Source organism: Sodalis sp. C49, from assembly GCF_046352915.1.
Lineage (GTDB): Bacteria > Pseudomonadota > Gammaproteobacteria > Enterobacterales > Enterobacteriaceae > Acerihabitans.
Map to the genome: position 1 here is coordinate 4,377,858 of NZ_CP163303.1, position 25,085 is coordinate 4,402,942.

The window sequence follows — 25,085 nt, forward strand, 5'->3', positions numbered from 1 at the left end:
TTGCTGCCATCCTGTAGCGCCTACAAAAAAGCCACCATGCAATATGGTGGCTTAATATATTGTTCTGTAAGGTTTTTCTTGGTGGCCCCTGCTGGACTTGAACCAGCGACCAAGCGATTATGAGTCGCCTGCTCTAACCAACTGAGCTAAGGGGCCGAGTGGGCGTTGATTATAGAGTAACTGCGGTGACAGATCCATAGTGTCCCGGTTTGCTTGGCTGATTTATCGCCAATTACGCGCTATTATTGGCCGGCGTGTGTAGCGCGTTGCATTTTCAGGAGTTTTCAAGATGATAGAGGACATTCTGGCCCCGGGGCTTAGGGTGGTTTTTTGTGGTATCAACCCGGGATTGTCGAGCGCCCACAAGGGTGTGCATTTCGCCAATCCCAATAACCGGTTCTGGAAAATCATCCATCAGGCCGGGTTTACCGAGCGGCAGCTTAAGCCTGAGGAAGAACGTCAACTGCTGGATACGGGATGCGGCATTACCATGCTGGCAGAGCGGCCCACCACCGAGGCGTCCGAGCTGACGCTGGCGGAGTACCGGGAGGGCGGCAAACGCCTGATCGAGAAGATCCAGGCGTATCAGCCCACCGCGCTGGCGGTACTGGGCAAGCAGGCGTACCGGCAGGCGTTTCGGGTGAGCAACGCCATTTGGGGCAAGCAGGACGTGACCATCGGCAAAACCGAAATCTGGGTGCTGCCCAATCCCAGCGGACTGAACCGTATGGGTTTCGAGACGCTGATCAAATCCTATCGCGAGCTGGATGCCATACTGGCGACGCGGGGCCGGTAACCCGGCCCGGTCAAGGGGCATAACCAGGCCTGGCCGCCGGATGCCCGGGCCAAACGCAGCGCCGATCGTAAGGCGAGTGCCGCGCCGCGGGGAAATAGCACGGGCATCAATCAAAAAAAAAGCCCCGCCTGTCGAGAGCGGGGCTTGTTGCGGCCGTTAACGCGCCGGGCTGGCCCGTTGCCGGGTCCTGCGGGGTTTAGTCATCCAGGAAGCTGCGCAGCACTTCAGACCGGCTGGGATGGCGCAGCTTGCGCAGCGCCTTCGCCTCGATCTGACGGATACGCTCGCGGGTAACGTCAAACTGTTTGCCCACTTCTTCCAGCGTATGGTCGGTATTCATATCAATGCCAAAACGCATGCGCAGGACTTTGGCTTCACGGGCGGTCAGGCCGGCCAGCACATCATGCGTGGCCGAACGCAGGCTTTCCGAGGTGGCGGAATCCAGCGGCAGCTCGAGGGTGGTATCCTCGATAAAATCACCCAGATGCGAATCTTCATCGTCGCCGATCGGCGTTTCCATGGAGATCGGCTCCTTGGCGATTTTCAGCACCTTGCGGATTTTATCTTCCGGCATCAGCATCCGTTCCGCCAGCTCTTCAGGGGTGGGCTCGCGGCCCATTTCCTGCAGCATCTGGCGGGAAATACGGTTGAGCTTGTTAATGGTCTCAATCATATGTACCGGGATACGGATGGTGCGCGCCTGGTCGGCGATGGAGCGGGTAATGGCCTGACGGATCCACCAGGTGGCATAGGTCGAGAACTTGTACCCGCGGCGGTATTCAAACTTATCCACCGCCTTCATCAAACCGATATTCCCTTCCTGGATCAAATCCAGGAATTGCAAACCGCGGTTGGTGTACTTCTTGGCAATCGAGATAACCAAACGCAGGTTGGCTTCCACCATCTCTTTCTTGGCGCGGCGGGCTTTCGCTTCGCCGATGGACATGCGACGGTTGATGTCCTTCACCTGTTCGATGGTCAGGCCGGTTTCTTCTTCAATCTGACGCAGCTTTTGCAGGTTGCGATGGACGTCTTCATCGACTTCGCGCAGTTTTTCCGACCAAGGCTTGTTCATGGCCAGCGCCGCCTTGAACCAGGCTTCGCTGGTCTCGTTGCCGGCAAACAGCGTGACGAAGTTTTTCTTCGGCATTTTGCAGTTTTCGACGCAGAGCTTCATGATCAACCGTTCCTGGGTGCGCACGCGATCCATCATGGAGCGCATGTTGCTTACCAGGTAGTCGAACTGTTTCGGCACCAGGCGGAACTGCTTGAACACCTCGGAGAGCTTGAGGATTTCATCCGCCGACTTGGCGTGGCTGCGGCCGTTGGCTTTGATGACATTGCGCGTGGCTTCGTACTGATCGCGCAGATCGACGAATTTCTGGCGCGCCAGCTCGGGATCGATACTGTTATCGTCCTCCGCGTCGTCGTCATCTTCTTCTTCGTCGTCATCGTTGTCGGCCAGTTCGGCGGTGGTCAGTTCGGAGCCGATATGGGTCGCGGTCGGCGCCATCTCTTCTTCGGCGTTCGGGTCGACAAAACCGGTGATCAGGTCCGACAGGCGCGCTTCGCCCGCTTCGACGCGATCATATTGTTCCAGCAGGTAGGTGATTGCCTCAGGATACTCGGCAACCGAGCATTGCACCTGATTAATCCCGTCCTCGATACGCTTGGCGATATCGATTTCACCTTCACGGGTCAGCAGTTCAACGGTACCCATTTCGCGCATGTACATGCGTACGGGGTCGGTGGTGCGTCCAATTTCGGACTCCACGCTCGACAGGACCTGCGCGGCCGCTTCGGCGGCATCTTCGTCGGTGTCGGAGGTGTTTTCGGCCAACAGCAGGTCGTCGGCATCCGGTGCTTCTTCCATCACCTGGATGCCCATGTCATTTATCATCTGGATGATGTCTTCGATCTGGTCGGAGTCGACGATATCCTCCGGCAGATGGTCATTGACCTCGGCAAAGGTCAAATAGCCTTGCTCCTTACCACGAGTGACAAGTAGCTTGAGCTGTGACTGCGGGTTTTGCTCCATAAGACGGTATCCACACTTCAGATTATAATTCGGTGTTGGTCGGTGAAATTTCATCACCAACAAGAGTGCAGGCCTTTGTTTAACGCCGCAGCCCAATACGGCATCGCACAGGGCATTGCCCTGCCATTTATAGGCAATTAAGCCTCGGTGTCATTCATGTCTTTTTGGCCAGAGCCATATTCAGTGACCAAAGCTCTTTTCGTTCTTCGGTCGTCAATCCGTGCGTTCTATCGCGCGCTATCAGTTCTTCCTGACGTTGTTCCAGTATGGAGTCATAAAGGCTCGTCAGGGTATCGACAAACGTCGCTTCGATCATATCCTCTATGATCATGTGGTTCCAAATCGCCAGCGTTTCAAGCTGCGGGCTGGATTTATTATCCCGGTACAGCTCCAGCAGCTGCCCCGTGGTCAGGCCCGGCTGCGCCTGGCAGGTCTGGACTAATTCAATAAACAGCGGCACACCCGGTTGATTCGCCTGCTCCAATCCCTGTAAGGACGGGATAAGGGCCGACAGGCGCGGGTTTTGCACCAGCAATCCTATAAGTATACGCATGGTTGTGCGTTTTATCCGGGGTTGCGGCGAAATATTTGTATTGCCCGCCTGCTTCGGCAGCAGCTTTTCCAATTGGTTATCGTCCAAAATGCCCAATTTATTACCCAATTGCTGGCGCAGGTACATGCGCAGCGTTTCCCCGGGCACCTGGCTTATCAGCGGCAGCGCCAGGGTGCTGAGCTTGGCGCGGCCGTCCGGGCTGCTTAAATCCACCTGCGGCATCAGCGTCTCGAACAAAAAAACCGATAGCGGCTGCGCCTGTTCCATGCGCTGCTCAAAGGCCTCTTTGCCAATCTGGCGCACCAGGGTATCGGGATCTTCCCCGTCCGGCAGGAACATAAACCGCAGCTGGCGCCCGTCGTTCAAATAGGGCAGGGCGGTTTCCAGCGCGCGCCAGGCGGCTTCCCGGCCCGCGCGGTCGCCGTCGTAGCAGCAGATGACCTGATCCGTGGCGCGGTAGAGCAGCTGGATATGCTCGGCGGTGGTGGCGGTGCCGAGCGAGGCGACGGCATAATCAATGCCGAACTGCGCCAGGGCCACCACGTCCATATAGCCTTCCACCACCAGCAGGCGCGACAGTGCCGGGTGCTTCTGCTGCGCTTCATAAAGCCCGTACAGCTGGCGGCCTTTATGAAAAATCTCGGTTTCCGGCGAGTTCAGGTACTTCGGCTGGCCGTCGCCAAGGATGCGCCCGCCAAAGGCGATAACCCGCCCGCGCCGGTCGCGGATCGGGAACATGACGCGCTCGCGAAAGCGATCATAAACCCGTCCCTGATCGTTAGTCACCAGCATTCCGGCATCGTTCAATGCCGTGCGATCGTCCGCCGAGCGGCCAAAGCGTTTCAACACGTTGTCCCAGCCGGGCGGCGCGTAGCCGATGGCGAAATGGCTGATGATCTCCGCGCTCAGCCCCCGCTTGTCCAGGTACTGGTGCGCCGGCGCGGCGGCGGGCTGCTGCAGCGCCTGCAAATAGTAGTCGCTAAGCTTCTCCATCACCTGGTAGAGGCTCTGACGCTGGTGGCGTTCCTGCTGGTTGGGACCGGCGCCCGTCTCGGACGGCACTTCAAGGCCGTGCATGGTGGCGAGTTCCTCGATGGATTCGACAAACTCAAGCCGGTCGTAATTCATCAGGAAATCGATGGCATTGCCATGGGCGCCGCATCCGAAACAATGGTAAAACTGCTTCTCGCCATTGACGGTAAACGACGGGGTTTTTTCATGGTGAAACGGACAACAAGCGTGATAATTCTTGCCTTGTTTTTTCAGCTTCACCCGAGCGTCGATCAGGTCGATGATATCGGTGCGAGCCAACAAGTCGTTGATAAATACGCGTGGGATTCGTCCAGCCATAAGCCCTGATTGGTTAGCCTATAAACGAGAACAAGCCGCGCAATCCTTCCGGATCGCACGGCCTTCGTATGCAACTGCTAAGTCTGCGGATTAATCACGCGGTTGGGGTTTTCACCCCGAAAAATTAATACAGACGAGTGCGGCGTGCGTTTTCGCGAGCCAATTTTTTTGCATGACGTTTTACTGCGGATGCTTTGGCGCGTTTACGTTCGGTAGTCGGTTTTTCATAGAACTCACGACGACGAACTTCGGCCAGGACACCTGCTTTTTCGCATGAACGTTTGAAGCGACGCAGTGCTACGTCGAAGGGCTCGTTTTCACGTACTTTAATTACCGGCATGTAACTCTCACCTCGATAGAATTCGGATTTTGCTGCTGACCTTGTGTCAGCCGTTTCAAAATGGTGCGGAATTTTACTTCAACCAGGGCTGCTTTGTAAAGCGCCACGGCCAATGATCTTGCTGGCCGGCCGGCAAACAGCGTGGGTCTTTGCCGCGTCATTCATGATTTCTTGGACTTATTATAGCGCAAAACGGCCAAATTTGCTGCACATGATTGGCGTGCTCGATTAAAAAGCATGAAATTAAGTGGCCTGGCCTGTTGATCCGGGATCCTGAGCGGCCGATCCTGGATCTTCCCGCGGATCCCGCGATCCGCAAGGGGCATACTTGTATCATGGCCCGGGCAATAAAGACACCGAATTTACGCGCCGCGGCACCGCGCCGGCGGGTGCCCGCGGGCCGGAATATGGTAGACTATGCGCCGCACAACGTGGAGTTGATGAAAAATTATGCGAGTTTTAGGTATTGAGACGTCCTGCGACGAAACCGGCGTGGCGATTTACGACGAGCGGTCGGGGCTGCTGGCCAACCAGCTTTACAGTCAGGTCAAGCTGCATGCCGACTATGGCGGCGTGGTGCCCGAACTGGCCTCGCGCGATCATGTGCGCAAGACCGTGCCGCTGATCCAGGCCGCGCTGCGCGAGGCGGGGCTGGAGGGGCGGGATATCGACGGCGTGGCCTATACCGCCGGCCCGGGCCTCGTGGGCGCGCTGATGGTGGGCGCCACCGTGGGACGCGCCCTGGCCTATGCCTGGAAGGTGCCGGCCATCGCGGTGCATCATATGGAAGGCCATCTGCTGGCGCCGATGCTGGAAGATAACCCGCCGGCGTTTCCCTTCGCCGCGCTGCTGGTGTCGGGCGGCCATACCCAGCTGATCGCCGTGACCGGCATCGGCCACTATGAACTGCTGGGCGAGTCGATAGACGACGCGGCCGGCGAGGCTTTTGATAAAACCGCCAAGCTGCTGGGACTGGATTATCCCGGCGGCCCGCTGCTGTCGAAAATGGCGCGCCAGGGTACGGCCGGGCGTTTTACCTTTCCGCGCCCGATGACCGACCGTCCGGGGCTGGATTTCAGTTTTTCCGGCCTGAAGACCTTTGCCGCCAATACCGTTCGCGCCAACGGGCAGGACGACCAGACGCGGGCGGACATTGCCCGGGCGTTCGAGGACGCGGTGGTGGATACGCTGGCGATTAAATGCCGCCGCGCGCTGGATCAGACCGGCCTGACGCGGCTGGTGATAGCGGGCGGCGTCAGCGCCAACCAAACCCTGCGCGCGCGTCTGGCGGAGATGATGCAAAAACGCGGCGGCAACGTGTTTTACGCCCGTCCGGAATTTTGCACCGATAACGGCGCGATGATCGCCTATGCGGGCATGGTGCGCCTGCAAGACGGCGCTCATGCGGATTTAGGCATTACCGTGCGGCCGCGCTGGCCTCTGGCCGAACTGACGCCGGTATAAGGGAGGGGGCGTTATCTGTCCCTATGGCTGTCCTGCGCGTTGTTTTGCGTGCCGGCCCGCAGATCGGCGTCCCTGTTATCCGGCGCGCCTTCCTGGCGGTCGATATCTTTGTCTTTTTGCCGCTTGCGCCAGATACGGCTTTCCTGGCCGCGCCACAGGCGCTGGATATTGTCGTGGTGGCGCAGCAGCACCAGGCATGACAGCATGGACACCGGGAAGGTAAACTGCGGTTTAAACCACCAGACGTAAAAGGGCGCGATCAGCGCGCTGATAATGGCGCCCAGCGACGAATAACCGCTGAGCAGTACCGTCAGCAGCCAGGTGCCGGCCATCAGGCCGGTCAGGTCCCAGCCGATGGGCGCGATGGCGCCGAACGCGGTGGCGACGCCTTTGCCGCCCTGGAAGTGGAAGAACACCGGATAGATGTGTCCGATACAGGCGGCGATGGCAATCAGCCCCAGATAGAAGGGCGGCACCCCCAGATGGTAGCCCAGCCAGACCGGCAGCATGCCCTTGAGTACGTCAAATACCATAACGCCCGCCGCCGCCGTCCTGCCGCCGATACGCAGCACGTTGGTGGCGCCAGGGTTACCTGAGCCGTGGGTGCGGGGATCGGGCAGACGGGCGAGTTTGCATATCAGTATCGCGCTGGACACCGAGCCGCAAAGATAGGCGAAGATTATCATGCCAATCGCGATAGCATTCATAACCAAGTTCCATCCCGTAATCATCGTTTTATTTGCCTGAGTGTGGATAATACGCATATTCCTTTCGAAGTGGTATCCAACATCCACAAAAAGCGGGTATGGCGCATGGACATTGTATTTATAGAACAGCTGACGGTGATGACGGTTATCGGCGTATATGACTGGGAGCAGACCCGGCTGCAAAAGCTGGTGTTTGATATCGAGATGGGGTGGGATAACGGACCCGCGGCGCGCAGCGACGACGTGGCCGACTGCCTGAGCTACGCCGATGTCAGCGAAGCGGTGCTGTCGTTTGTCGCGGGCAATAAGTTTGCGCTGGTCGAGCGGGTGGCCGAAGACGTGGCCGGGCTGCTGCGCCAGCGTTTTAACCTGCCCTGGGTGCGCATTAAACTCAGCAAGCCGGGCGCGGTGCCGCAGGCGAAAAGCGTTGGCGTGATAATCGAGCGCGGTAACCGAAAAGTCTGAAAGTTTATGACTCTTAATCTAAAATTCATGCAGCGGAAACCTTTTTACCGTATGTTTGTCTCATTTTCCGGGTTGTTTTAGCGGCTGGGTTTGACGTCAAACCGCCGCTTTTTTGTTGTCGGTTGCTTGAGGGGAACGTTTTGTATGACAGGACTGCCTGATGTATTTATTGCTTTTATTCTTGGGGTGGTGGAAGGGTTAACCGAATTTTTGCCGGTCTCCTCGACGGGGCATATGATTCTGGTCGGCACATTGCTGGGCTTTACGGATGATAAGGCAAAAACCTTTGAAGTGATTATCCAGCTGGGGTCGATCCTGGCGGTGGTGGTGATGTTCTGGCGCCGGCTGTTCGGCCTGATCGGTATTCATTTCGGCCGGGTGCCGCACGAGGGCATCGGCACCGGGCGCCTGCGTCTGGGGCATATCCTGCTGGGCATGATACCGGCGGTGGTGATGGGCCTGGTGTTCCATGAACAAATCAAAGGGCTGTTCGAGGCGAAATACGTCATGTTCGCCCTGGTGGTCGGCGGCGTGCTGCTGCTGGCCGGCGAGTGGCTGAAGCCGAAGGTGCCACGCGCCGCAGGCATTGATGATATCACCTACCTGCAGGCTTTTTTGATCGGCTGTTTCCAGTGCCTGGCGCTGTGGCCGGGGTTTTCCCGGTCAGGCGCCACCATCAGCGGCGGCCTGCTGGTGGGTGTGAGCCGTTATGCGGCGTCGGAGTTTTCATTTATCCTGGCGGTGCCGATGATGCTGGGGGCGACTGCCCTCGATCTCTATAAAAGCCTGCCTTTCCTTTCCTGGCATGATTTCCCGATGTTTGCCGTGGGGTTTGTCACCGCCTTTGTCGTGGCGCTGGTAGCCATCAAGCTGTTCCTGCAGATCATCAAGCGTATCTCGTTTGTGCCTTTCGCCATTTACCGCTTTATCCTGGCGGGACTGGTGTACTGGGTGCTGATGTAGCGCCGGCGACGCCGCTACGCTAACGTTTGCCAAAACAACGCCCCGCCGGTCTTGCGCCCGGCGGGGCGTTGTTTATCGTCAGGATAAGGCTGGCTGCGGGGAGGAGGACTAGTCCTGCAGAGTCTCCGCGCGCGATTGTTCCTGGCGTTGCTTCCAGTCCGCCAGCGCTTGCAGCCGGCGCCGGCGGATCTCCTCGCCGATTTCCGCGCCGGTAAACCCCGCCTCGATCACCTCGCGATTGGTCACCGCCGCCGCCGCTCGATATGCCTCGCGCAGGCAGTCTCCCTGCGGATAAGGGTTATTTTCAAAACCGGTGCGCCCCCGGGCGTCGGACTCGCTGGTGATGATCATCTGCTCCAGGCGCTCCGGCTTGCGCCAGACGTCGATGGCGCTGAACAGCTTCATCAGGGTCCTGGGGGTGAGGCGATCTACGGTATGGATCAAATCATGGTATTCGGCGACGATTTTTGCCAGATCGCGAATGTGGTTGGGCACCCGCATGCGGGCGCACAGGGTCTCGACCAGCTTGACGCCGGCCGGGCCGTGGCCGTGATGATGAGGCCAGAGGTTACGCGGGGTCAGCCCCTTGCCCACATCATGGCACAGCGTGGCGAAACGCACGGCGACGTCGGGCGTAAGCTGCGCCGCCATCGAGAGCGTCATCAGCGTATGGATGCCGGTGTCGATTTCCGGATGCCATTTGGCGGGCGCCGGCACGCCGAACAGGCGATCGATTTCCGGGAACAGCGCCGCCAGGGCGCCGCAATCGCGCAGCGCCTGGAAATAGACCTGGGGGTTGCGGGTGGCGAGCGCTTTTTCGGTCTCGGTCCACACCCGTTCCGGCGAGATGGACGGCAGTTCGCCGTCCTCGGCCATTTGCCGCATCAGCGCCAGGGTTTCCGGGGCGATGCGAAAGTTAAGATGGGCAAAACGCGCCGCGAAACGCGCCACGCGCAGTACGCGCAGCGGATCTTCGCCGAACGCGTCCGACACATGGCGCAACAGCCGCTGCTCGATATCGGCCACGCCGTGATAGGGATCAATCAGCCGGCCGTCTTCATCCTGGGCGATGGCATTGATGGTCAGATCCCGGCGCATCAGATCCTGCTCAAGCGTGACATCCGGCGCGGCATAGACGGTAAAGCCGGTATAGCCTGATCCTGATTTGCGCTCGGTACGCGCCAGGGCATGCTCCTCGCGCGTGCGCGGGTGAAGGAATACCGGGAAATCCTTGCCCACCTGCTGATAGCCTTCCGCCAGCAGCTGCTCCGGAGTGGCGCCCACGATGACCCAATCTTTCTCATGCACCGGCAATTGCAATAATCCGTCGCGGACGGCGCCGCCGACCAGATATTTTTTCACTGTGAACTCCTGACAATGTCGGTTCTGCCATCATCTGTTAAGTGTAGTCGCATCCGCAACGCTGATTACCTCTTCGTTATCATGCTTACCGCGCTTAGCGTAAACAGCAATATTGCGGCGACGTTAAACCGCCAGGACAACAGGCAAACCCGCGGGATCAGTTCATCCAGCGATTGTCTTTTTTACGGCGCGGGATCAGATGGGGCAGCACCAGGCCAAGCACCAGGCCGACGCCGGCCACGCCGCCGCCGTACAGGAACCACTGCATGATAATGGCGCGCTGTTTATCATCAAGCTGTACCGCCACGGCATCCACCTTTTTCCTGGCCACCACCAGCTGATCTTTCAGGCTTTGGTTTTCGTCGCGCAGGGTCTGGATATTGCCGTCGCTCTCGGTGACCTTCTTTTGCATTTCGGCGGTGCGTTGGTTCCAGCTGGCGTCGATGGTGCTGAGTTTTTGCGTCAGGTCCTGGACCTTTTGCTCCAGCGCCGGCACCTTGACCCGCAGGCTGGGCTGGTCGCTGAGCTGATCGAGCGGGATCCAGGCGGTGCGGCCCTTGGTATCCCTGATCTGGCCGTAGTTGTTGCCTTCGCTGACGCTCAGCAGCGTGACTTCTTCTCCGGAATTCAGCGTGCCGACGATCCGGTACTGGTTGCCCGGCCCGCTGTGAATATAGGTGATGAGCTCATCGGAAACAAAGCGCGTCTCATCGGCATGAGTGCTGGCGGCGAAGCCTAGACTCAATAACGCGAAGCAAATATGGCGTAATTTGTACATAGTTCCGTCGTTTTCAGGCAAATGTGGGTCGATAGTAGTGGGTTCAGTTTGACGACGCAATGCTTAAACAGAAATGGGAACTATCTTACTATCAGGCTGCGCAAGGCCCCGGCCAGGGGAGGAAAGACGCAATAGCGTTATTTAAATGGCCATGTCCCGCTTCTTGAACGGGTAATTTATCCGTTACGGCGCCGATTAACGTTGTAATGGATAAAAACGGCGGCATGTCGCGTTAAGCGCATTAATTTTTTGTTATAAATTGTCATTCAAATCATATCAGTGCTTGTCCATAAGCGGCATTAAGGCGATTATTACATTCTTCAGCCCGACACCTGCGCGGCATTCCCGTGACAAACGGCGCTGGGCCGGGTGTCGTTCCGCAACTGCTCGTTGAGCAACCAGTGGTGTAACCGAAGCTATGAGTGAAGAAATAGAAATAAAATTTATCGTTCATCCCGATGCGGTGGCGTCCATGGCGGAGCGTGTATCCGCCTGCGGAGGCAGTCATACGGCAGCGCAGCGCCTGATTAACATCTATTTTGACACCGTCGGGCTTGACCTGCGCCGGCACGGCGTGGGTTTACGCGTACGCGGCAATAACGAACGTTACGAAATGACGGCTAAAACCGCCGGCACCATCGTCGGCGGCCTGCACCAGCACCCGGAATATAATATTCCACTGCCCGGCCCCGATATCGATATTACGCTGTTGCCCGCCGACATCTGGCCGCCGGACATGGATGTGGCGACGTTGCAGCAGCGCTTGCAACCCCTGTTTCGTACCGATTATCTGCGTGAAAAGTGGTTGATAACCTACGGTGACAGCGAGATAGAAGTGGCGTTTGATCAGGGCGAAGTGGTGGCGGGTGAGCTGAGCGAGGCCATTTGCGAACTGGAACTGGAAATCATGCACGGCAACGTCGCGGACCTACTGGCGCTGGCCGGCACGCTTTGCGCCGACGGCGGCCTGCGCCAGGGCAGCCTGAGCAAGGCCGCGCGCGGCTATCATCTGGCCGCGGGCAATGAGCCGCGTGAAATCCGCGCCCTGCCGTTGCTGCGTCCCGCGCCCAAGGCGACGGTGGAGCAGGGGTTGAGCGAGGCGCTGTCCCTGGCGCTGGCCCATTGGCAATACCATGAGGAACTGTGGCTGCAGGGCATTCCGCTGGCGCGGGAAAGCATCCTGTCCGCCATTATGCTGATCCGGGAAACCTTTGTGGTGATGGGCAATATGATCCCGCGCAAGGCCACCAACGAGCTGCGCGCCCGGTTGGCGGAGGTGACCGACCGGCTGCAACCGCCGGACAGCGATCCCCGGCGGTTGTGCTATGACGCCGCTTACCTGCAATGTAAGCTGGCATTGACCCGTTGGCTGATTCTCGCCGGCTGGCGGGACAGTCTCGATGATAAGGCGCGCCGGAAACTGGACGGCTCCTTTAAGCGTTTTGCCGATATCATGCTGTCGCGCTGCGCCGCCGAGTTAAAAGTGGCGTTCGGCCGCGTGATGTCCCACGAGGAATACCAGCAGCAGCTGCCGCGGCTGGAGCGGCGGATCATGGCTTTCCATCTGCTGTCGGGCGCCTATCCGGTCAAGAAGGTTTTATCTTATATTTTACACTGGCAGGCGCTGCAGCAGGCGATTATCCTGCCCGGCACCAACAATCTGGAGCATATGCGGCGCCAGGCGCTGACCCAGCCGAGTTTTTGGCGCAGCGTCAATAACCGCTAAGCCCCGCGGGGCCGCAGCGTTGCCCGTGACATCCCCAGGAGATCGATGATGAAATTGCCTCTTCCGCCCCTGCTGGATCGCCAGGCGCAGGCGATGGCCGCCCGGCTGATGCCCGCCCGCCCGGCGGACGGGGAGGCGGCCGCCGGGTCTGCTGTGGTGGACGAAAACACCGCCGTCGCGCTGGCGTTAAGTGATTTTATCAGCGAAGCGCTGATTGCCCGGCCGGACTGGCTGGAGGAATTGCACCGCGATCCGCCCCGCGCGGACGAGTGGCGCGGTTATGCCTCGTCGCTCCAGGCGCGGCTGGCGCAGGTGCAGGACGAGGCGGCGCTGATGCGTGAGCTGCGCCTGTTCCGCCGCCGCGCCCTGGTGCGTATTGCCTGGGCGCAGGCGCTGGATGCCTGCGCGACCACCGATACCCTGATCCAGCTCAGCCAGCTTGCCGAAACGCTGATTATTGCGGCGCGCGACTGGCTATACCAGGTGTGCTGCCGTGAGTGGGGCACGCCGTCTAATGCGCACGGCGCCGCGCAGCCGCTGCTGGTGTTGGGTATGGGCAAGCTCGGCGGCGGCGAGCTGAATTTCTCTTCCGATATCGATTTGATTTTCGCCTATCCGGAAAACGGCCAGACCCGGGGCGGGCGGCGCGAGCTGGACAACGCGCTGTTTTTTACCCGCCTGGGGCAGCGGCTTATCAAAGTCCTCGATCAGCCGACCGCCGACGGATTTGTCTACCGGGTGGATATGCGCCTGCGGCCGTTTGGCGACAGCGGGCCGCTGGTGCTGAGTTTTGCCGCCTTGGAGGATTATTACCAGGAACAGGGGCGTGACTGGGAGCGGTACGCCATGGTCAAGGCCCGGCTGATGGGCGACGGTGACGACGCCTACTGCCAGGAACTGCGAAGCCTGCTGCGTCCTTTTGTGTTCCGGCGCTATATCGATTTCAGCGTGATCCAATCCCTGCGCAATATGAAAATCATGATTGCCCGCGAAGTGCGGCGCCGGGGACTAAAAGACAATATCAAGCTGGGCGCCGGCGGCATTCGGGAAATAGAATTCATTACCCAGGTATTCCAGCTGATCCGCGGCGGCCGGGAACCCCGTCTGCAGCAGCGCTCGCTGTTGCCTACCCTGAGCGCGGTCGGCGAGCTTGGCCTGCTGACCACCGGCCAGACCGAACAATTAAGCCAGGCCTATCTCTACCTGCGCCGGCTGGAAAACCTGCTGCAGGCCATCAACGATGAACAAACCCAGACCCTGCCGGCCGATGCGCTCAACCGCGCCCGCCTGGCCTACGGCATGGCGGTGGCCGACTGGCCGGCCCTTGAGGACGCGCTGTCCGGCCATATGCGGCGGGTGCGGTTAATCTTTGATATGCTTATCGGCGACGACGCGCCCGATCCGGCGGACCCGGTGGATTTCGACCGCTATGGCGCGCTGTGGTTTGACGACGCGCCGGAGCAGGATGCCGGACTTCTGGCGCCGCAGCTGGATGAGGCCGGGCGCGGGCGCCTTCTGGCCCGCTTGGTGGAATTACGGCGCGACATAGCGAAACGTACCATCGGCCCGCGCGGGCGCGAGGTGCTCGATCAACTGATGCCGCGGCTGCTGGCGCAAATCTGTCCGCAGCCGGCCGCCGACGATGTCTTCGGACGGCTGGCGCCGATGCTGCTGAGCATCGTGTCCCGCACCACTTACCTGGAACTGCTGGTGGAGTATCCGGGGGCGTTGACCCACCTGATCCGTCTGTGTGCCGCCTCGGCGATGATCGCCACCCAACTGGCCCGCCATCCGCTGTTGCTGGATGAACTGCTGGATCCGGCCACGCTCTACCATCCCCTGGCGCCTGAAGCTTACGGTGATGAACTGCGTCAGTATTTACTGCGGGTGCCGGAGGAGGACGAAGAGCAGCAGCTCGACGCCATGCGCCAGTTTAAGCAGGCGCAGCAACTGCGCATTGCCGCCAGCGATATTACCGGCGTGCTGCCGGTCATGCGGGTCAGCGATCACCTGACCTATCTGGCCGAGGCCATGATTGCCGCCGTGCTCCAGCAAGCCTGGAAGACCATGGTGGCGCGTTACGGCCGTCCCGCCCATCTGGGCGAGCAGGGCGGCCAGGGATTCGCGGTAATCGGCTATGGCAAGCTGGGCGGCTGGGAGCTGGGGTACGGCTCGGATCTGGATGTGGTGTTTTTACATGATTGTCCGGCGGAGGTGATGACCGACGGCGAGCGCAGTATTGACGGCCGCCAGTTCTACCTGCGCCTGGCGCAGCGGATCATGCATTTATTCAGCACCCGCACGCCCGCGGGCGTGCTGTATGAAGTCGACCCGCGCCTGCGTCCCTCCGGCGCGGCCGGTATGCTGGTCAGCACCCTGGACGCTTTTGCGGACTACCAGTTGCATGAGGCCTGGACCTGGGAGCACCAGGCGCTGGTCAGGGCGCGCCAGGTATATGGCGACGACGCGCTGCGGGCGCGTTTTACCGCCATCCGCCGCGAGGTGCTGTGCCGGGAGCGCGATCCGGCGGCCTTGCGCGCGGACGTCAGCGAGATGCGCGCCAAAATGCGCCGGCACCTGGCCGGTAAAAACGGCGAACAGTTTGATATCAAGGCCGACGAAGGCGGCATCACCGATATTGAATTTCTGGCGCAGTACCTGGTGCTGCGTTATGCCTGCGCCATCCCGGAACTGACGCGCTGGTCCGATAATGTGCGCATTTTCGCGCTGATGGCGCGCCACGGGATCATCAGCCCGGACGACGCCGCGCGATTAAGCGACGCCTATACCACCCTGCGCGACGAAATCCATCATCTGGCGCTGCAGGACCTGCCGGGGCGCGTGGATAGCCATCGGTTTCAAACCGAACGCGCGCTGATTACCGCCTACTGGAAAAAATGGCTCGACTGAGGGCAAGGGCGGGAAAATGCGTTCCACTATCGGGGGTGGGAGAGAATTGCCGCAGCCTATGCTAGAATCCCGCGCAATAAAATCGTTAAGTCTGGAGCGAGTGGATGAAAGTTACGTTGCCTGATTTTCGCCGGGCGGGCGTGCTGGTGGTGGGTGATGTCATGCTGGACCGTTACTGGTCCGGCCCAACCAGCCGTATCTCACCGGAAGCCCCGGTGCCGGTAGTCAAAGTCGATACCATCGAGGAGCGCCCCGGCGGCGCCGCCAACGTGGCGATGAATATCGCCGCGCTGGGCGCGGGTTCGCGCCTGGTCGGCCTTACCGGCGTCGACGATGCCGCCCGCGCCCTGGGCGAGCGGCTCAACGGCGTCAGCGTGACCTGTGATTTCGTGGCGGTGTCCACCCATCCCACCATTACCAAACTGCGGGTGCTGTCGCGTAACCAACAGCTGCTGCGCCTGGACTTTGAGCAAGGCTTTGACGGCGTGGACGCCGGACCGCTGCTGGAGCGCATCAAGACGGCGTTGCCCGCCGCCGGCGCGATGGTATTGTCGGATTACGCCAAAGGCGCGCTGGCCCGCGTGCAGGATATGATCCAGCTGGCGCGCGCCGCCGGGGTGCCGGTACTGGTCGATCCCAAAGGCACCGATTTCGCCCGTTATCGCGGCGCCACCATGCTGACGCCGAACTTATCCGAGTTCGAGGCGGTGGCCGGCCGTAGCGCCGACGAAGCCGATCTGGTCGCCCGCGGCATGAAGATGATTGCCGATTACGGCCTGTCGGCATTGCTGATTACCCGTTCCGAACAGGGCATGACGCTGCTGCAACCCGGCAAGCCGCCGCTGAACCTGCCGACGCAGGCGCAGGAAGTCTATGACGTCACCGGCGCCGGCGATACGGTGATCGGCGTGCTGGCAGCGGCCCTGGCGGCCGGAAATCCGCTGGAAGAGTGCTGTTTCCTGGCCAATGCCGCCGCCGGCGTGGTGGTCGGCAAGCTGGGCACGTCCACCGTCAGTCCCATCGAGCTGGAAAACGCCATTCACGGGCGTGGCGACGCCGGTTTCGGCGTCATGACCGAGGCCGAGCTTGAGCAGGCGGTGGCGCAGGCGCGCCAGCGCGGCGAAAAGGTTGTCATGACCAACGGCATCTTCGATATCCTGCACGCCGGGCATGTGACCTATCTGGCCAACGCCCGGCGGCTGGGCGACCGGCTGATCGTGGCGGTAAACAGCGATGACTCGACCCGGCGCCTGAAGGGCGAGTCCCGGCCGGTCAATCCGCTGGCGCAGCGCATGGTAGTCCTGGGCGCGCTGGGCGCCGTGGATTGGGTGGTGGCCTTTGACGAGGATACCCCGCAGCGGCTGATCGCCAAGATATTGCCCGATGTGCTGGTGAAGGGGGGCGATTACCGGCCCGAACAGATTGCCGGCAGTAAGGAAGTGTGGGCCAACGGCGGCGACGTCAGGGTGCTCAACTTTGAAGACGGCTGCTCCACCACCAATATCATTAACGCCATCAAAACCGGCAAACGCGGTTAAAGGCAAGGGCGCCGCGACGGCGCCGTTGCCCCCCGCTTTTCCCGGCGGATAACGTGTCCGCGGCCGCCCGATATTTTGCGGCGGCCTACGGCTTCTTGCCTGCGTCCTTAATGTCTGCGGCGATGCTTCCAGCCTGCGTTTCGGCCGGCGGTTCATCGCTTGCCGGCGCGGCGGCCGGGGCCGATACGGCGGCGCCCGGGGTTACAGGTGATGTGGCGCCGGCCACCGTCGAGGCGCCGCCGCTGTTCGGCATGGTTTCCAGCGCATTGAGGCGCAGTTCCAGCTGGTTCAGCTTTTCCCGGGTGCGCAGCAATACCTGGGTCTGCACGTCAAATTCCTCGCGGCTGATTAAATCCATCCGGCTGAACTGGCTTTGCAACACCTGGCGGATTTTTTTATCCACGTCATCGCCCAGATCGCGGATGCCTTTTGGCAGGGACTCATGGATCTGACGGGCAAGCTGTTCGATTTTTTTGGTGTCTATCATCTGTAGTTCCCTAACGCGTTAGTTTTGGTTAAGTGTAATGCCAGATCAGCCGAGAAGAAACTAAAAGAGCCGCCAGAAATTATTCGTTTGCTAATTGCTCCGATAATCCAATGGCGTTATAGTAATTCCGCTTATTCTCAGGGCGGGGCGAAACTCCCCACCGGCGGTAAACCCGTGCGCTAATTGCTATTGACGATTATTGCACAGGAAGCCCGCGAGCGCTCAGATTGCCGTAGGATTTGAGGTCAGCAGACCCGGTGTAATTCCGGGGCCGACGGTTATAGTCCGGATGGGAGAGAGTAACGGCCAACAATGAGCTGCCAGCTCATTCTCGTTATCTTTTAGCCTGTTAAGGCTACTCCTAAGTCTGCCCTGGTTCTGGTAATCCATATACTTTATGAGGTTTTTTTTACCATGAATCAGACGCTTCTTTCCGAGTTCGGTACGCCGACAGAACGCGTGGAAAACGCACTTAACGCATTGCGCCATGGTCGCGGTGTGCTGGTGCTGGACAATGAAGATCGTGAAAACGAAGGCGACATGATTTTTGCCGCCGAAAGCATGACGGTTGAACAGATGGCCCTGGCCATCCGCCACGGCAGCGGTATTGTTTGCCTGTGCCTGACCGAGGAGCGCCGCCGGCAGCTGGATCTGCCGATGATGGTGGAACACAACTCCAGCCACTACCAGACGGCGTTTACCGTCACCATCGAAGCCGCGGAAGGCGTCACCACCGGCGTTTCCGCCGCCGACCGCCTGACCACCATCCGCGCCGCCATCAAAGACAACGCCAAGCCCAGCGATCTCAATCGTCCCGGCCACGTGTTCCCGCTGCGCGCCCAGCCGGGCGGCGTGCTCACCCGCGGCGGCCATACCGAGGCCAGCATCGACCTGACCACCCTGGCCGGCCTCAAGCCGATGGGCGTGCTGTGCGAAGTCACCAATGAGGACGGCAGCATGGCCCATGCTCCGGAAATCATCGCGTTCGGCAAAAAGTATGATATGCCGGTGGTCACCATCGAAGATCTGGTGGACTACCGCCGCTCGTTGGCACGTCAGGCCAGCTGACGCGCGGCTGCCGTCGCCCGCGGCCGCAGCTTTCGCCGGGCCGGGATAATAGCCCGGCGCCGTGCGGGCATGCAGAAGGGACCAGGCGGCGCTGGCCCCGCGGGTAGCAGGTTCGCCGCGCGCATTCTGCCCTGAAACGTCCGTATGTACTGGCGATGCCGCTGTGCCGGGAAGCCCCGGCCGCCGGGGGCGCCCGGTTGCTTTCCCGGTTCTGTCAGGGCCGCTTGCGCGCCAGCAGCGTGGCAAAACGCAGCTTAATGCGGTTGCCTTCGGCGTCGGTTTTATGCAGTTCTCCCCTATCCTCGTTATATTTTATTATTTCCCAATCGCGATAATACCCGGACAGTTCCCCGGCGCTGAAAGTAAACGGAAACGGCAGCGGGCAGGGACAATCCTCGGTGGACATGGCGGCGACAATAAGATTCAGCCCGCCGTCGTTGGTGCTTTGCTGCATATTGCGGATAACGCGCTCGATCCGGTCGGCCTGTAAAAACATCAGCACCACGGTCGAGAGAATAAAGTCGTACCGGCCGTTTATCAGCTGTTCGTTGATATCATAAACGCCGGCTGAGATATGATCGCGTTGCTCGATCGCGATAAGGGTATTCAGGGCATCGATGCTTTGCTGGCTTTTATCATACGCCGTGACATCAAACCCCAGCAGGTTCAGATACAGCGCATTACGGCCCGCGCCGCAGCCCAGATCCAGCGCTTTGCCCGGCGCCGCGTATGCGGCGGCGTTAATCACCTCGGAATGCGTGCGCGTCATGCCGTGCTTAAGATGATAATAATCCTCCGGCCGGCAGTAAAAGGCCAGTTGGCAACGCATATCCGCCGAGCTGGCGACAATACGGTGCCAGCGCTGCGGCTCCACCAGGGGCGGCGGGTTGTCGCGCGTAAACGCGTGGGATTCCAGCACCTCATCGTTTTCGCTTAAAAACGCAAAGGACAGCGTGCCCTGCAGTACAGTGAGTTTCGCCCATACGCCCTCCTGGGTATTGTGCCGCTGGCGGAAGGCCTCCGGCAGCGTCTGGCTATCCCATTCGGGCAGGGTTTTATAACACATCAAATCTTGCATATCGTTCTCCGCCGTTGGGGGCAACGGCCATCGTCAATTTATCAACATAATGCCGGGGATGGCGGGTCAATACCGACCGGGCGGCTACCGCCGGGCCGCCGGCCGTGAGGACGCGTTCAGCATGGCGCCAACTGGCGCAGCAGTAAAAACGCCTCCTTCATCCGCGCTTCTCCCGCGACAAAGGCGCACAGCCGCCGTTGTTCATCCCAACCCTGCGCCAGTATACCCTGGGTGTCAAAGTTGATCTGCCAGTGTAAATCCGTGCGCTGCGTTTGGCCCGCCAGGTGCAGCGGCATATCGGGCGTTTTCACCTTTACCAGCATCGGCGGCAGTAACAGGCTGTCGTTACCGCCCAACAGATTTTTAGCCAACACCGCGGCGCTGAGCTGTATCGGTTGTAAAAAAGGCATCAGCGCGCCGTTGATTTCCGCGCAATCGCCCAGCGCATAGATGGCGGGATCCGAGGTGCGCAATCTGTCGTTAACCCGGATACCCCTGCCGGTATCCAGACCGGCCGATAAGGCCAGCGCGGTGTCGGGCTTTAGCCCGATGGCGGCAATGGCGGCATCCACTTCCAGCAGACGGCCGCGCGGCAGGGCGGCGGCGATGCCGGTCGCGGTCTGACACAGGCTCAGCAGTCGGGTGTTAAGGATCAGCTCCACCCCCTGCCGGACCAGGCGATGCTGGAGACGCGCGCTGACTTCAGCCGGCATCAGGGACGCCAGGATGCTGGCCGCCTGATCGAGGAGGATCACCTGTTTGCCCGCCCGGGTCAGGTCCATGGCAAGTTCAGTGCCGATAAGGCCGGCGCCCAATAACAGGACCCGCCGCGCCTGCCGCAGCTGGTCTTCTATCCGGCGGTACTGTTGCTGGCTATTGAGCGTCAGCATCAGTTCCCGGCCTTCAATCGCCGGGATAACGGCCTGCGCGCCGGTGGCCAGGATCAACTGACGGTAGCCATATTCGCCGTCGCTGCAATAGACCCGCCGCGCCGCGGCATCGATACGCTGCGCCCGTGAATGACGGTGCAGCGTCAGCCGGAACTGTTCGGCAAAGTCCCCGGCGGTCATCCGGGTCAGGTCGTCCGCGCGTTGCCGCTGGCTGAACACATGGCTTAGCTCCGGCTTGTGGTATTCATCGCAGCTGTCGTCGGCGATAAGCCGGATCGGCACGCCGTCATCGAGCTTGCGCAGGTTCTTGATCAACTGCCGGGCGGCAAAGCCGGAGCCGATAATAACAATGCCTTCGTTCATCTCATCGCCTTATTTCAACGCGTCAAAGACGTCTTTGCCAAGACCGCATTCCGGGCATAAAAAGGTCTCCGGCACCTGCGGCCAACCGGTACCGGGCGCCACTTCCTGCATCGGTTCGCCCAGGGCGGGGTCGTAAATCCATTGGCACACGCTGCATTGCATCCTGACGGTGTCCGCGGCGGCGGGGGCGGGGGCAACCGCGACCTGCTCATCCAAAGGATGCAGCGCCCACTGGCGGGCAATTTCCCTGCCGTGCTCGCGGCAGAGGTTCAATGCCGCGCCGTCCGGTCGCCATTTAGTCTTCAGGGGCAGGGAGGTTTCGAACCCGGCGTCCATCAGCCGCGTCTGCACCCGGTCCACCGCGCCGCCGTTCCAGCCGTAGCTGCCGAAGGCCGAGGCCTTTTTATCGCGAAAGCGCAGTCCCGCCAGTTCTTCGAGCAGCGCCGCTACCTTGGGCATCATGACGTTATTCATCGTGGAGGAGCCGGCCAACACCCCTTTGGAGCGGAAAACCTGGGTCAGGATTTCGTTTTTATCATGGCGGGCGACGTTAAAGATTTTTACCGCCACGCCGGGATCGGTTTCAGTAATCCCCTGGGCAATGGCATCCGCCATCATGCGGGTGTTGTTCGACATGGTGTCGTAAAACAAGGTAATACGGTCCTCCTGGTAGCTGTCGGCCCACTGCAGATATTTAGCGACGATCTGCGTCGGATTGTCGCGCCACACCACGCCATGGGACGTGGCGATCATCGACAGGGGCAGGTTAAAGCCCAGGATTTCATTGATCTTGGCGGTGACCAGCCGGCTGAACGGCGTCAGGATATTGGCGTAGTAACGCTGGCATTGCTCAAACAGTTCATTCTGGTCCACTTCGTCGTTAAACAGATGCTCGTCGCAATAATGCTGGCCGAAAGCGTCGTTGCTGAACAGCACCGCATCGCCGCTGAGATAGGTCATCATGCTGTCGGGCCAGTGCAGCATCGGCGTCTCGATAAAGATCAGCTGCTTGCCGTTGCCGATATCCAGGCTGTCGCCGGTTTTAACCGTGCGAAAGTTCCATTCCGGGTGATGGTGGTGGCCGTTAATGGAGTCAATGGCGTTGGTGGTGCAATAAATCGGCGTATGCGGGATACGCGCCATCAGCGCGGTGAGGGCCCCCGCGTGATCCTCCTCGGCGTGGTTGATGATAATATAATCTATGGTGGCGAGATCGATTTCCGCCTCGAGGTTTTGCAGGAAATCACGGCTGAACTTATAGTCCACGGTATCAATCAATACCGTTTTTTCTTCACGGATCAGATAGCTGTTATAGCTGCTGCCTTTAAGTGTTTTATACTCGGTGCCGTGGAAATCGCGTACTTCCCAATCCCGTTGTCCCACCCAATGAATAGTGTTTTTGACCTGTACCGTCATGATAAAACCTCATGGTAAATTGCCACTGAAAACCGCTGGATGGCATCAGTGCTGCATAACCCATGCCAATAATTAATTCATTGAAATTAAAGAATTTAAATTATTTATTTGTCAAAATGACGAAATTGGAAATATGTTTTTTTGACACAGCTATTGTCACAATGAGATAGTCGGCGCTCCGGGCCGCATCCGCCCTGCGCGGCGTAATGACGCTGTGGCTTGTCGCCGCTTTTTACCTTTCAGGTGCTTATCCTTATGGCGTTATCCATGCAAACCCTGAGCCGGATTGCCATTGAGCTGCAATCGGGCATCTCCGGCAGGGACCGTTTCCAGCAGTTGATCAACAGCCTGCGCCGGTTGCTCGCGTGCGACGCCTGCGCGCTGCTCAGCTATGAACAGCAGCTGTTCCGGCCGCTGGCGATCGCCGGTCTGTCGCCCGACGTGCTGGGGCGCCGTTTCCGGCTGTCCGAGCATCCCCGTCTGGAGGCCATCGCCCGCGCCGGCGATGTGGTGCGTTTTCCGGCGGACAGCCTGTTGCCCGATCCTTACGACGGGCTGATCCCGGGCCATGAGCAATTGAAGGTGCATGCCTGTATCGGCCTGCCGCTGTTTACCCACCAGAACCTGGTCGGCGCCCTGACTATTGATGATATGGATGCGCATCAGCTCGATCATTTCAGCGATGAGGAACTGCGTCTGGTGGGGGCGCTGTTCTCGGTCGCGCTCAGCAACGCGCTGCTGGTGGAGCAATTGGAAAAACAGGCCATTGCGCCGATAAGCGCCGTCGGCCGGCCGCAAACCGAGGGCGCCGACGAAATGATCGGCTTGTCCGCGGTCATGGCGCAGCTGAAAAAGGAAATCGGCATCGTGGCCAATTCGGATCTGAACGTGCTGATCACCGGTGAAACCGGCGTCGGCAAGGAGCTGGTGGCGCGCGCTATACATCTGCAATCGCCACGGGCGGCCAATCCGCTGGTGTACCTTAACTGCGCGGCCCTGCCGGAATCGGTGGCGGAAAGCGAATTGTTCGGCCATGTCAAAGGCGCCTTTACCGGCGCCATTCATCATCGTATCGGTAAATTTGAACTGGCGGATAACGGCACGTTGTTCCTGGATGAAATCGGCGAGCTGTCGCTGACATTGCAGGCAAAACTGCTGCGGGTATTGCAGTACGGCGATTTACAGCGCGTCGGCGACGATCAAAGCCTGCGGGTCAATGTGCGCGTCCTGGCCGCCACCAATCGCGTGCTGAAGGAGGCGGTGCTGGCCGGGCAGTTTCGCGCCGATCTGTTTCACCGCTTAAGCGTGTTTCCCGTCCATGTGCCGCCGCTGCGCGAGCGCGGGCGGGATATTGCCCTGCTGGCCGGTTTTTTTTGCGAACGCAGCCGCATCCGGCTGGGACTGCAGCGCGTGGCGCTGGCGCCGGCCACCCTGGCGTTGCTGGCGGAAAACGGCTGGCCGGGCAATGTGCGCGAGCTGGAGCATGCCATTTATCGCGCCACGGTACTGGCGCGGGCGGGGCAGGGCAACGCCGAGGTGGTACTGCGGCCGGAGAATTTTGCCCTGGATGGGGCCTCACCCGCATTAACGCATGTCTCGCCGCCGCATGACCCTATCGCTTCCGCTACCCTGCGCGACGGTACCGACGATTATCAGCGCCGCTTAATCCGCATGACGCTGGCCGGCTGCGGCAATAACTGGTCGGCCTGCGCGCGCAGGCTGGCGGTCAATCCCGGCAATTTGCACCGGCTGGCGAAGCGGCTGGGGATTAAATGAAAGGCCGCCGCCCGGCTTTGCGCCGCGGCATCGTCGTCCCTGGCGCGCGGGGACGAGCCACGCGGACGTTTAGGTTTATTCAAATATATTGAATAAGATGATCATGCTTATCCGGGTTTATTTTCCGGCCGCAAGGCGTAAGTTAATCAGCATAAGGCGCCAGGCGCGACAAGATGATACAGAAGGAATGACCCATGAGCGAACCCCGTATGCCCGCGCTGTTTCTCGGCCACGGCAGTCCGATGAACGTGCTGGAAGATAATCAATATACCCAAACCTGGCAACGCCTCGGCCGGACCTTGCCGCGTCCCCGCGCCATCCTGGCGATATCCGCCCATTGGTTTACCCGCGGCACCGCGGTGACTGCGATGGAAAACCCGCGCACTCTCCATGATTTCGGCGGTTTTCCCCAGGCGTTGTTTGATATCCGTTATCCGGCGCCGGGCTCGCCCGCCCTTGCCGCCACCATCCAGGAACTGCTGCTGCCGGTGGCTGTCAGCGCCGATCTGACCGAATGGGGTTTTGATCACGGTTCCTGGGGGGTGGTGAAAAAAATGTATCCGGACGCGGATATCCCCATGGTACAGCTCAGTATCGACGGTACCCAGCCGCCGGAATATCATTTCCAGCTGGGGCGAAAACTGGCGGCGCTGCGCGACCAGGGCGTGATGATGGTCGCCAGCGGCAACGTGGTGCATAACCTGCGCATGATCCAATGGCACGGCGAGGCGCCGCCCTATCCCTGGGCGTTATCCTTTAACCAGTTTGTGCGCGACAATATCGGCTGGCGCGGCCAGGGCGTCCATCCGCTGGTGGATTTTATGGCTCATGACGGCGCGGCGCTGTCCAACCCCTCGCCCGATCATTACCTGCCGCTGCTGTATATACTGGGCGCCTGGGATGGCGAAGAGGCGATTTCCATACCGGTGGACGGCATTGAGATGGCGTCGTTAAGCATGCTGTCGGTGCAGGTGGGTTAAACGCTGTTACGCAGCGGCGCTGCCGCTGCGTATGCTT

At 60.0% G+C, this 25,085-nt stretch carries 20 protein-coding genes, 1 tRNA gene and 1 riboswitch; of the genes, 10 read left to right on the plus strand and 11 right to left on the minus strand.

The genetic code is table 11. The annotated features are described in order from the left end of the window. Positions 1-79 precede the first annotated feature (79 nt). Positions 80-156: transfer RNA gene (locus tag ABUK12_RS19795), tRNA-Ile, on the minus strand. Positions 157-289: 133 nt separating this feature from the next. Between ABUK12_RS19795 and mug the strand changes: the two genes are divergently transcribed. Further along, the gene (gene mug / locus ABUK12_RS19800) at positions 290-796 is read left to right on the plus strand and encodes a G/U mismatch-specific DNA glycosylase (RefSeq protein WP_410013411.1); all 507 of its coding nucleotides are present in this window, start codon (positions 290-292) and stop codon (positions 794-796) included. Positions 797-992: 196 nt separating this feature from the next. On the opposite strand, the gene rpoD is transcribed toward mug, so the two are convergent. From rpoD to rpsU, 3 genes are all read right to left on the minus strand, one after another. Further along, complete coding sequence (rpoD, locus tag ABUK12_RS19805; protein ID WP_410013412.1) at positions 993-2,834, minus strand: RNA polymerase sigma factor RpoD; 1,842 nt, start codon at positions 2,832-2,834, stop codon at positions 993-995. Positions 2,835-2,988: 154 nt separating this feature from the next. Continuing rightward, positions 2,989-4,737 carry a DNA primase gene (gene dnaG, locus ABUK12_RS19810; RefSeq protein ID WP_410013413.1) on the minus strand — a complete coding sequence of 583 codons (1,749 nt, stop codon included), beginning with the start codon at positions 4,735-4,737 and terminating at the stop codon, positions 2,989-2,991. Between the two features lie 124 nt (positions 4,738-4,861). Continuing rightward, complete coding sequence (gene rpsU / locus ABUK12_RS19815; RefSeq protein WP_001144069.1) at positions 4,862-5,077, minus strand: 30S ribosomal protein S21; 216 nt, start codon at positions 5,075-5,077, stop codon at positions 4,862-4,864. A gap of 450 nt (positions 5,078-5,527) precedes the next feature. Between rpsU and tsaD the strand changes: the two genes are divergently transcribed. Further along, a complete protein-coding gene (tsaD, locus tag ABUK12_RS19820) occupies positions 5,528-6,541 on the plus strand; it encodes a tRNA (adenosine(37)-N6)-threonylcarbamoyltransferase complex transferase subunit TsaD (RefSeq protein WP_410013414.1) in 1,014 nt (337 codons plus the stop codon). Positions 6,542-6,552: 11 nt separating this feature from the next. On the opposite strand, the gene plsY is transcribed toward tsaD, so the two are convergent. Further along, positions 6,553-7,248: a glycerol-3-phosphate 1-O-acyltransferase PlsY gene (gene plsY, locus ABUK12_RS19825; RefSeq protein ID WP_410013415.1), complete on the minus strand. Its 696-nt coding sequence runs from the start codon at positions 7,246-7,248 to the stop codon at positions 6,553-6,555. Positions 7,249-7,353: 105 nt separating this feature from the next. On the opposite strand from plsY, the gene folB reads away from it, so the two are divergent. Beyond that, positions 7,354-7,713 (plus strand): bifunctional dihydroneopterin aldolase/7,8-dihydroneopterin epimerase, encoded by a 360-nt coding sequence (gene folB, locus ABUK12_RS19830; protein ID WP_410013416.1) that lies wholly within the window; start codon positions 7,354-7,356, stop codon positions 7,711-7,713. A gap of 144 nt (positions 7,714-7,857) precedes the next feature. Then, a complete protein-coding gene (gene bacA, locus ABUK12_RS19835) occupies positions 7,858-8,676 on the plus strand; it encodes an undecaprenyl-diphosphate phosphatase (protein ID WP_410013417.1) in 819 nt (272 codons plus the stop codon). A 108-nt stretch (positions 8,677-8,784) separates the two neighbouring features. Here bacA and ABUK12_RS19840 read toward each other — a convergent pair whose 3' ends face one another. Both ABUK12_RS19840 and ABUK12_RS19845 read right to left on the minus strand, forming a co-directional pair. After that, positions 8,785-10,038 carry a multifunctional CCA addition/repair protein gene (locus tag ABUK12_RS19840; protein ID WP_410013418.1) on the minus strand — a complete coding sequence of 418 codons (1,254 nt, stop codon included), beginning with the start codon at positions 10,036-10,038 and terminating at the stop codon, positions 8,785-8,787. Between the two features lie 157 nt (positions 10,039-10,195). Continuing rightward, complete coding sequence (locus ABUK12_RS19845; protein WP_410013419.1) at positions 10,196-10,816, minus strand: TIGR04211 family SH3 domain-containing protein; 621 nt, start codon at positions 10,814-10,816, stop codon at positions 10,196-10,198. 418 nt (positions 10,817-11,234) lie between these two features. Between ABUK12_RS19845 and ABUK12_RS19850 the strand changes: the two genes are divergently transcribed. The 3 genes from ABUK12_RS19850 (at position 11,235) to hldE (ending at position 16,990) form a co-directional block, all read left to right on the plus strand. Continuing rightward, entirely contained in the window at positions 11,235-12,542 is a 1,308-nt protein-coding gene (locus tag ABUK12_RS19850; protein WP_410013420.1) for an inorganic triphosphatase, read from the plus strand. Positions 12,543-12,587: 45 nt separating this feature from the next. After that, positions 12,588-15,452, plus strand: a complete 2,865-nt coding sequence (gene glnE / locus ABUK12_RS19855) for a bifunctional [glutamate--ammonia ligase]-adenylyl-L-tyrosine phosphorylase/[glutamate--ammonia-ligase] adenylyltransferase (protein ID WP_410013421.1) — start codon at positions 12,588-12,590, stop codon at positions 15,450-15,452. 104 nt (positions 15,453-15,556) lie between these two features. Then, complete coding sequence (gene hldE, locus ABUK12_RS19860) at positions 15,557-16,990, plus strand: bifunctional D-glycero-beta-D-manno-heptose-7-phosphate kinase/D-glycero-beta-D-manno-heptose 1-phosphate adenylyltransferase HldE (RefSeq protein ID WP_410013422.1); 1,434 nt, start codon at positions 15,557-15,559, stop codon at positions 16,988-16,990. Between the two features lie 85 nt (positions 16,991-17,075). Here hldE and ubiK read toward each other — a convergent pair whose 3' ends face one another. Further along, the gene (gene ubiK / locus ABUK12_RS19865) at positions 17,076-17,477 is read right to left on the minus strand and encodes a ubiquinone biosynthesis accessory factor UbiK (protein ID WP_410013423.1); all 402 of its coding nucleotides are present in this window, start codon (positions 17,475-17,477) and stop codon (positions 17,076-17,078) included. 129 nt (positions 17,478-17,606) lie between these two features. Continuing rightward, a riboswitch (FMN riboswitch) is annotated at positions 17,607-17,782 on the plus strand. Positions 17,783-17,891: 109 nt separating this feature from the next. Here ubiK and ribB point away from each other — a divergent pair. Next, a complete protein-coding gene (gene ribB, locus ABUK12_RS19870; protein ID WP_410013424.1) occupies positions 17,892-18,545 on the plus strand; it encodes a 3,4-dihydroxy-2-butanone-4-phosphate synthase in 654 nt (217 codons plus the stop codon). Positions 18,546-18,759: 214 nt separating this feature from the next. Here ribB and tehB read toward each other — a convergent pair whose 3' ends face one another. The 3 genes from tehB to norV form a co-directional block, all read right to left on the minus strand. After that, positions 18,760-19,623 carry an SAM-dependent methyltransferase TehB gene (gene tehB / locus ABUK12_RS19875; protein ID WP_410013425.1) on the minus strand — a complete coding sequence of 288 codons (864 nt, stop codon included), beginning with the start codon at positions 19,621-19,623 and terminating at the stop codon, positions 18,760-18,762. Positions 19,624-19,739: 116 nt separating this feature from the next. Then, positions 19,740-20,876, minus strand: coding sequence for an NADH:flavorubredoxin reductase NorW (gene norW / locus ABUK12_RS19880; RefSeq protein WP_410013426.1), 1,137 nt, complete (start codon positions 20,874-20,876; stop codon positions 19,740-19,742). Between the two features lie 9 nt (positions 20,877-20,885). Continuing rightward, the gene (gene norV / locus ABUK12_RS19885; protein WP_410013427.1) at positions 20,886-22,292 is read right to left on the minus strand and encodes an anaerobic nitric oxide reductase flavorubredoxin; all 1,407 of its coding nucleotides are present in this window, start codon (positions 22,290-22,292) and stop codon (positions 20,886-20,888) included. 255 nt (positions 22,293-22,547) lie between these two features. On the opposite strand from norV, the gene norR reads away from it, so the two are divergent. Further along, the gene (gene norR / locus ABUK12_RS19890) at positions 22,548-24,068 is read left to right on the plus strand and encodes a nitric oxide reductase transcriptional regulator NorR (protein WP_410013428.1); all 1,521 of its coding nucleotides are present in this window, start codon (positions 22,548-22,550) and stop codon (positions 24,066-24,068) included. Positions 24,069-24,262: 194 nt separating this feature from the next. Next, on the plus strand, positions 24,263-25,048 hold the full coding sequence (gene ygiD / locus ABUK12_RS19895; RefSeq protein ID WP_410013429.1) for a 4,5-DOPA dioxygenase extradiol: 786 nt from the start codon (positions 24,263-24,265) through the stop codon (positions 25,046-25,048). The last annotated feature ends 37 nt before the right edge of the window (positions 25,049-25,085 follow it).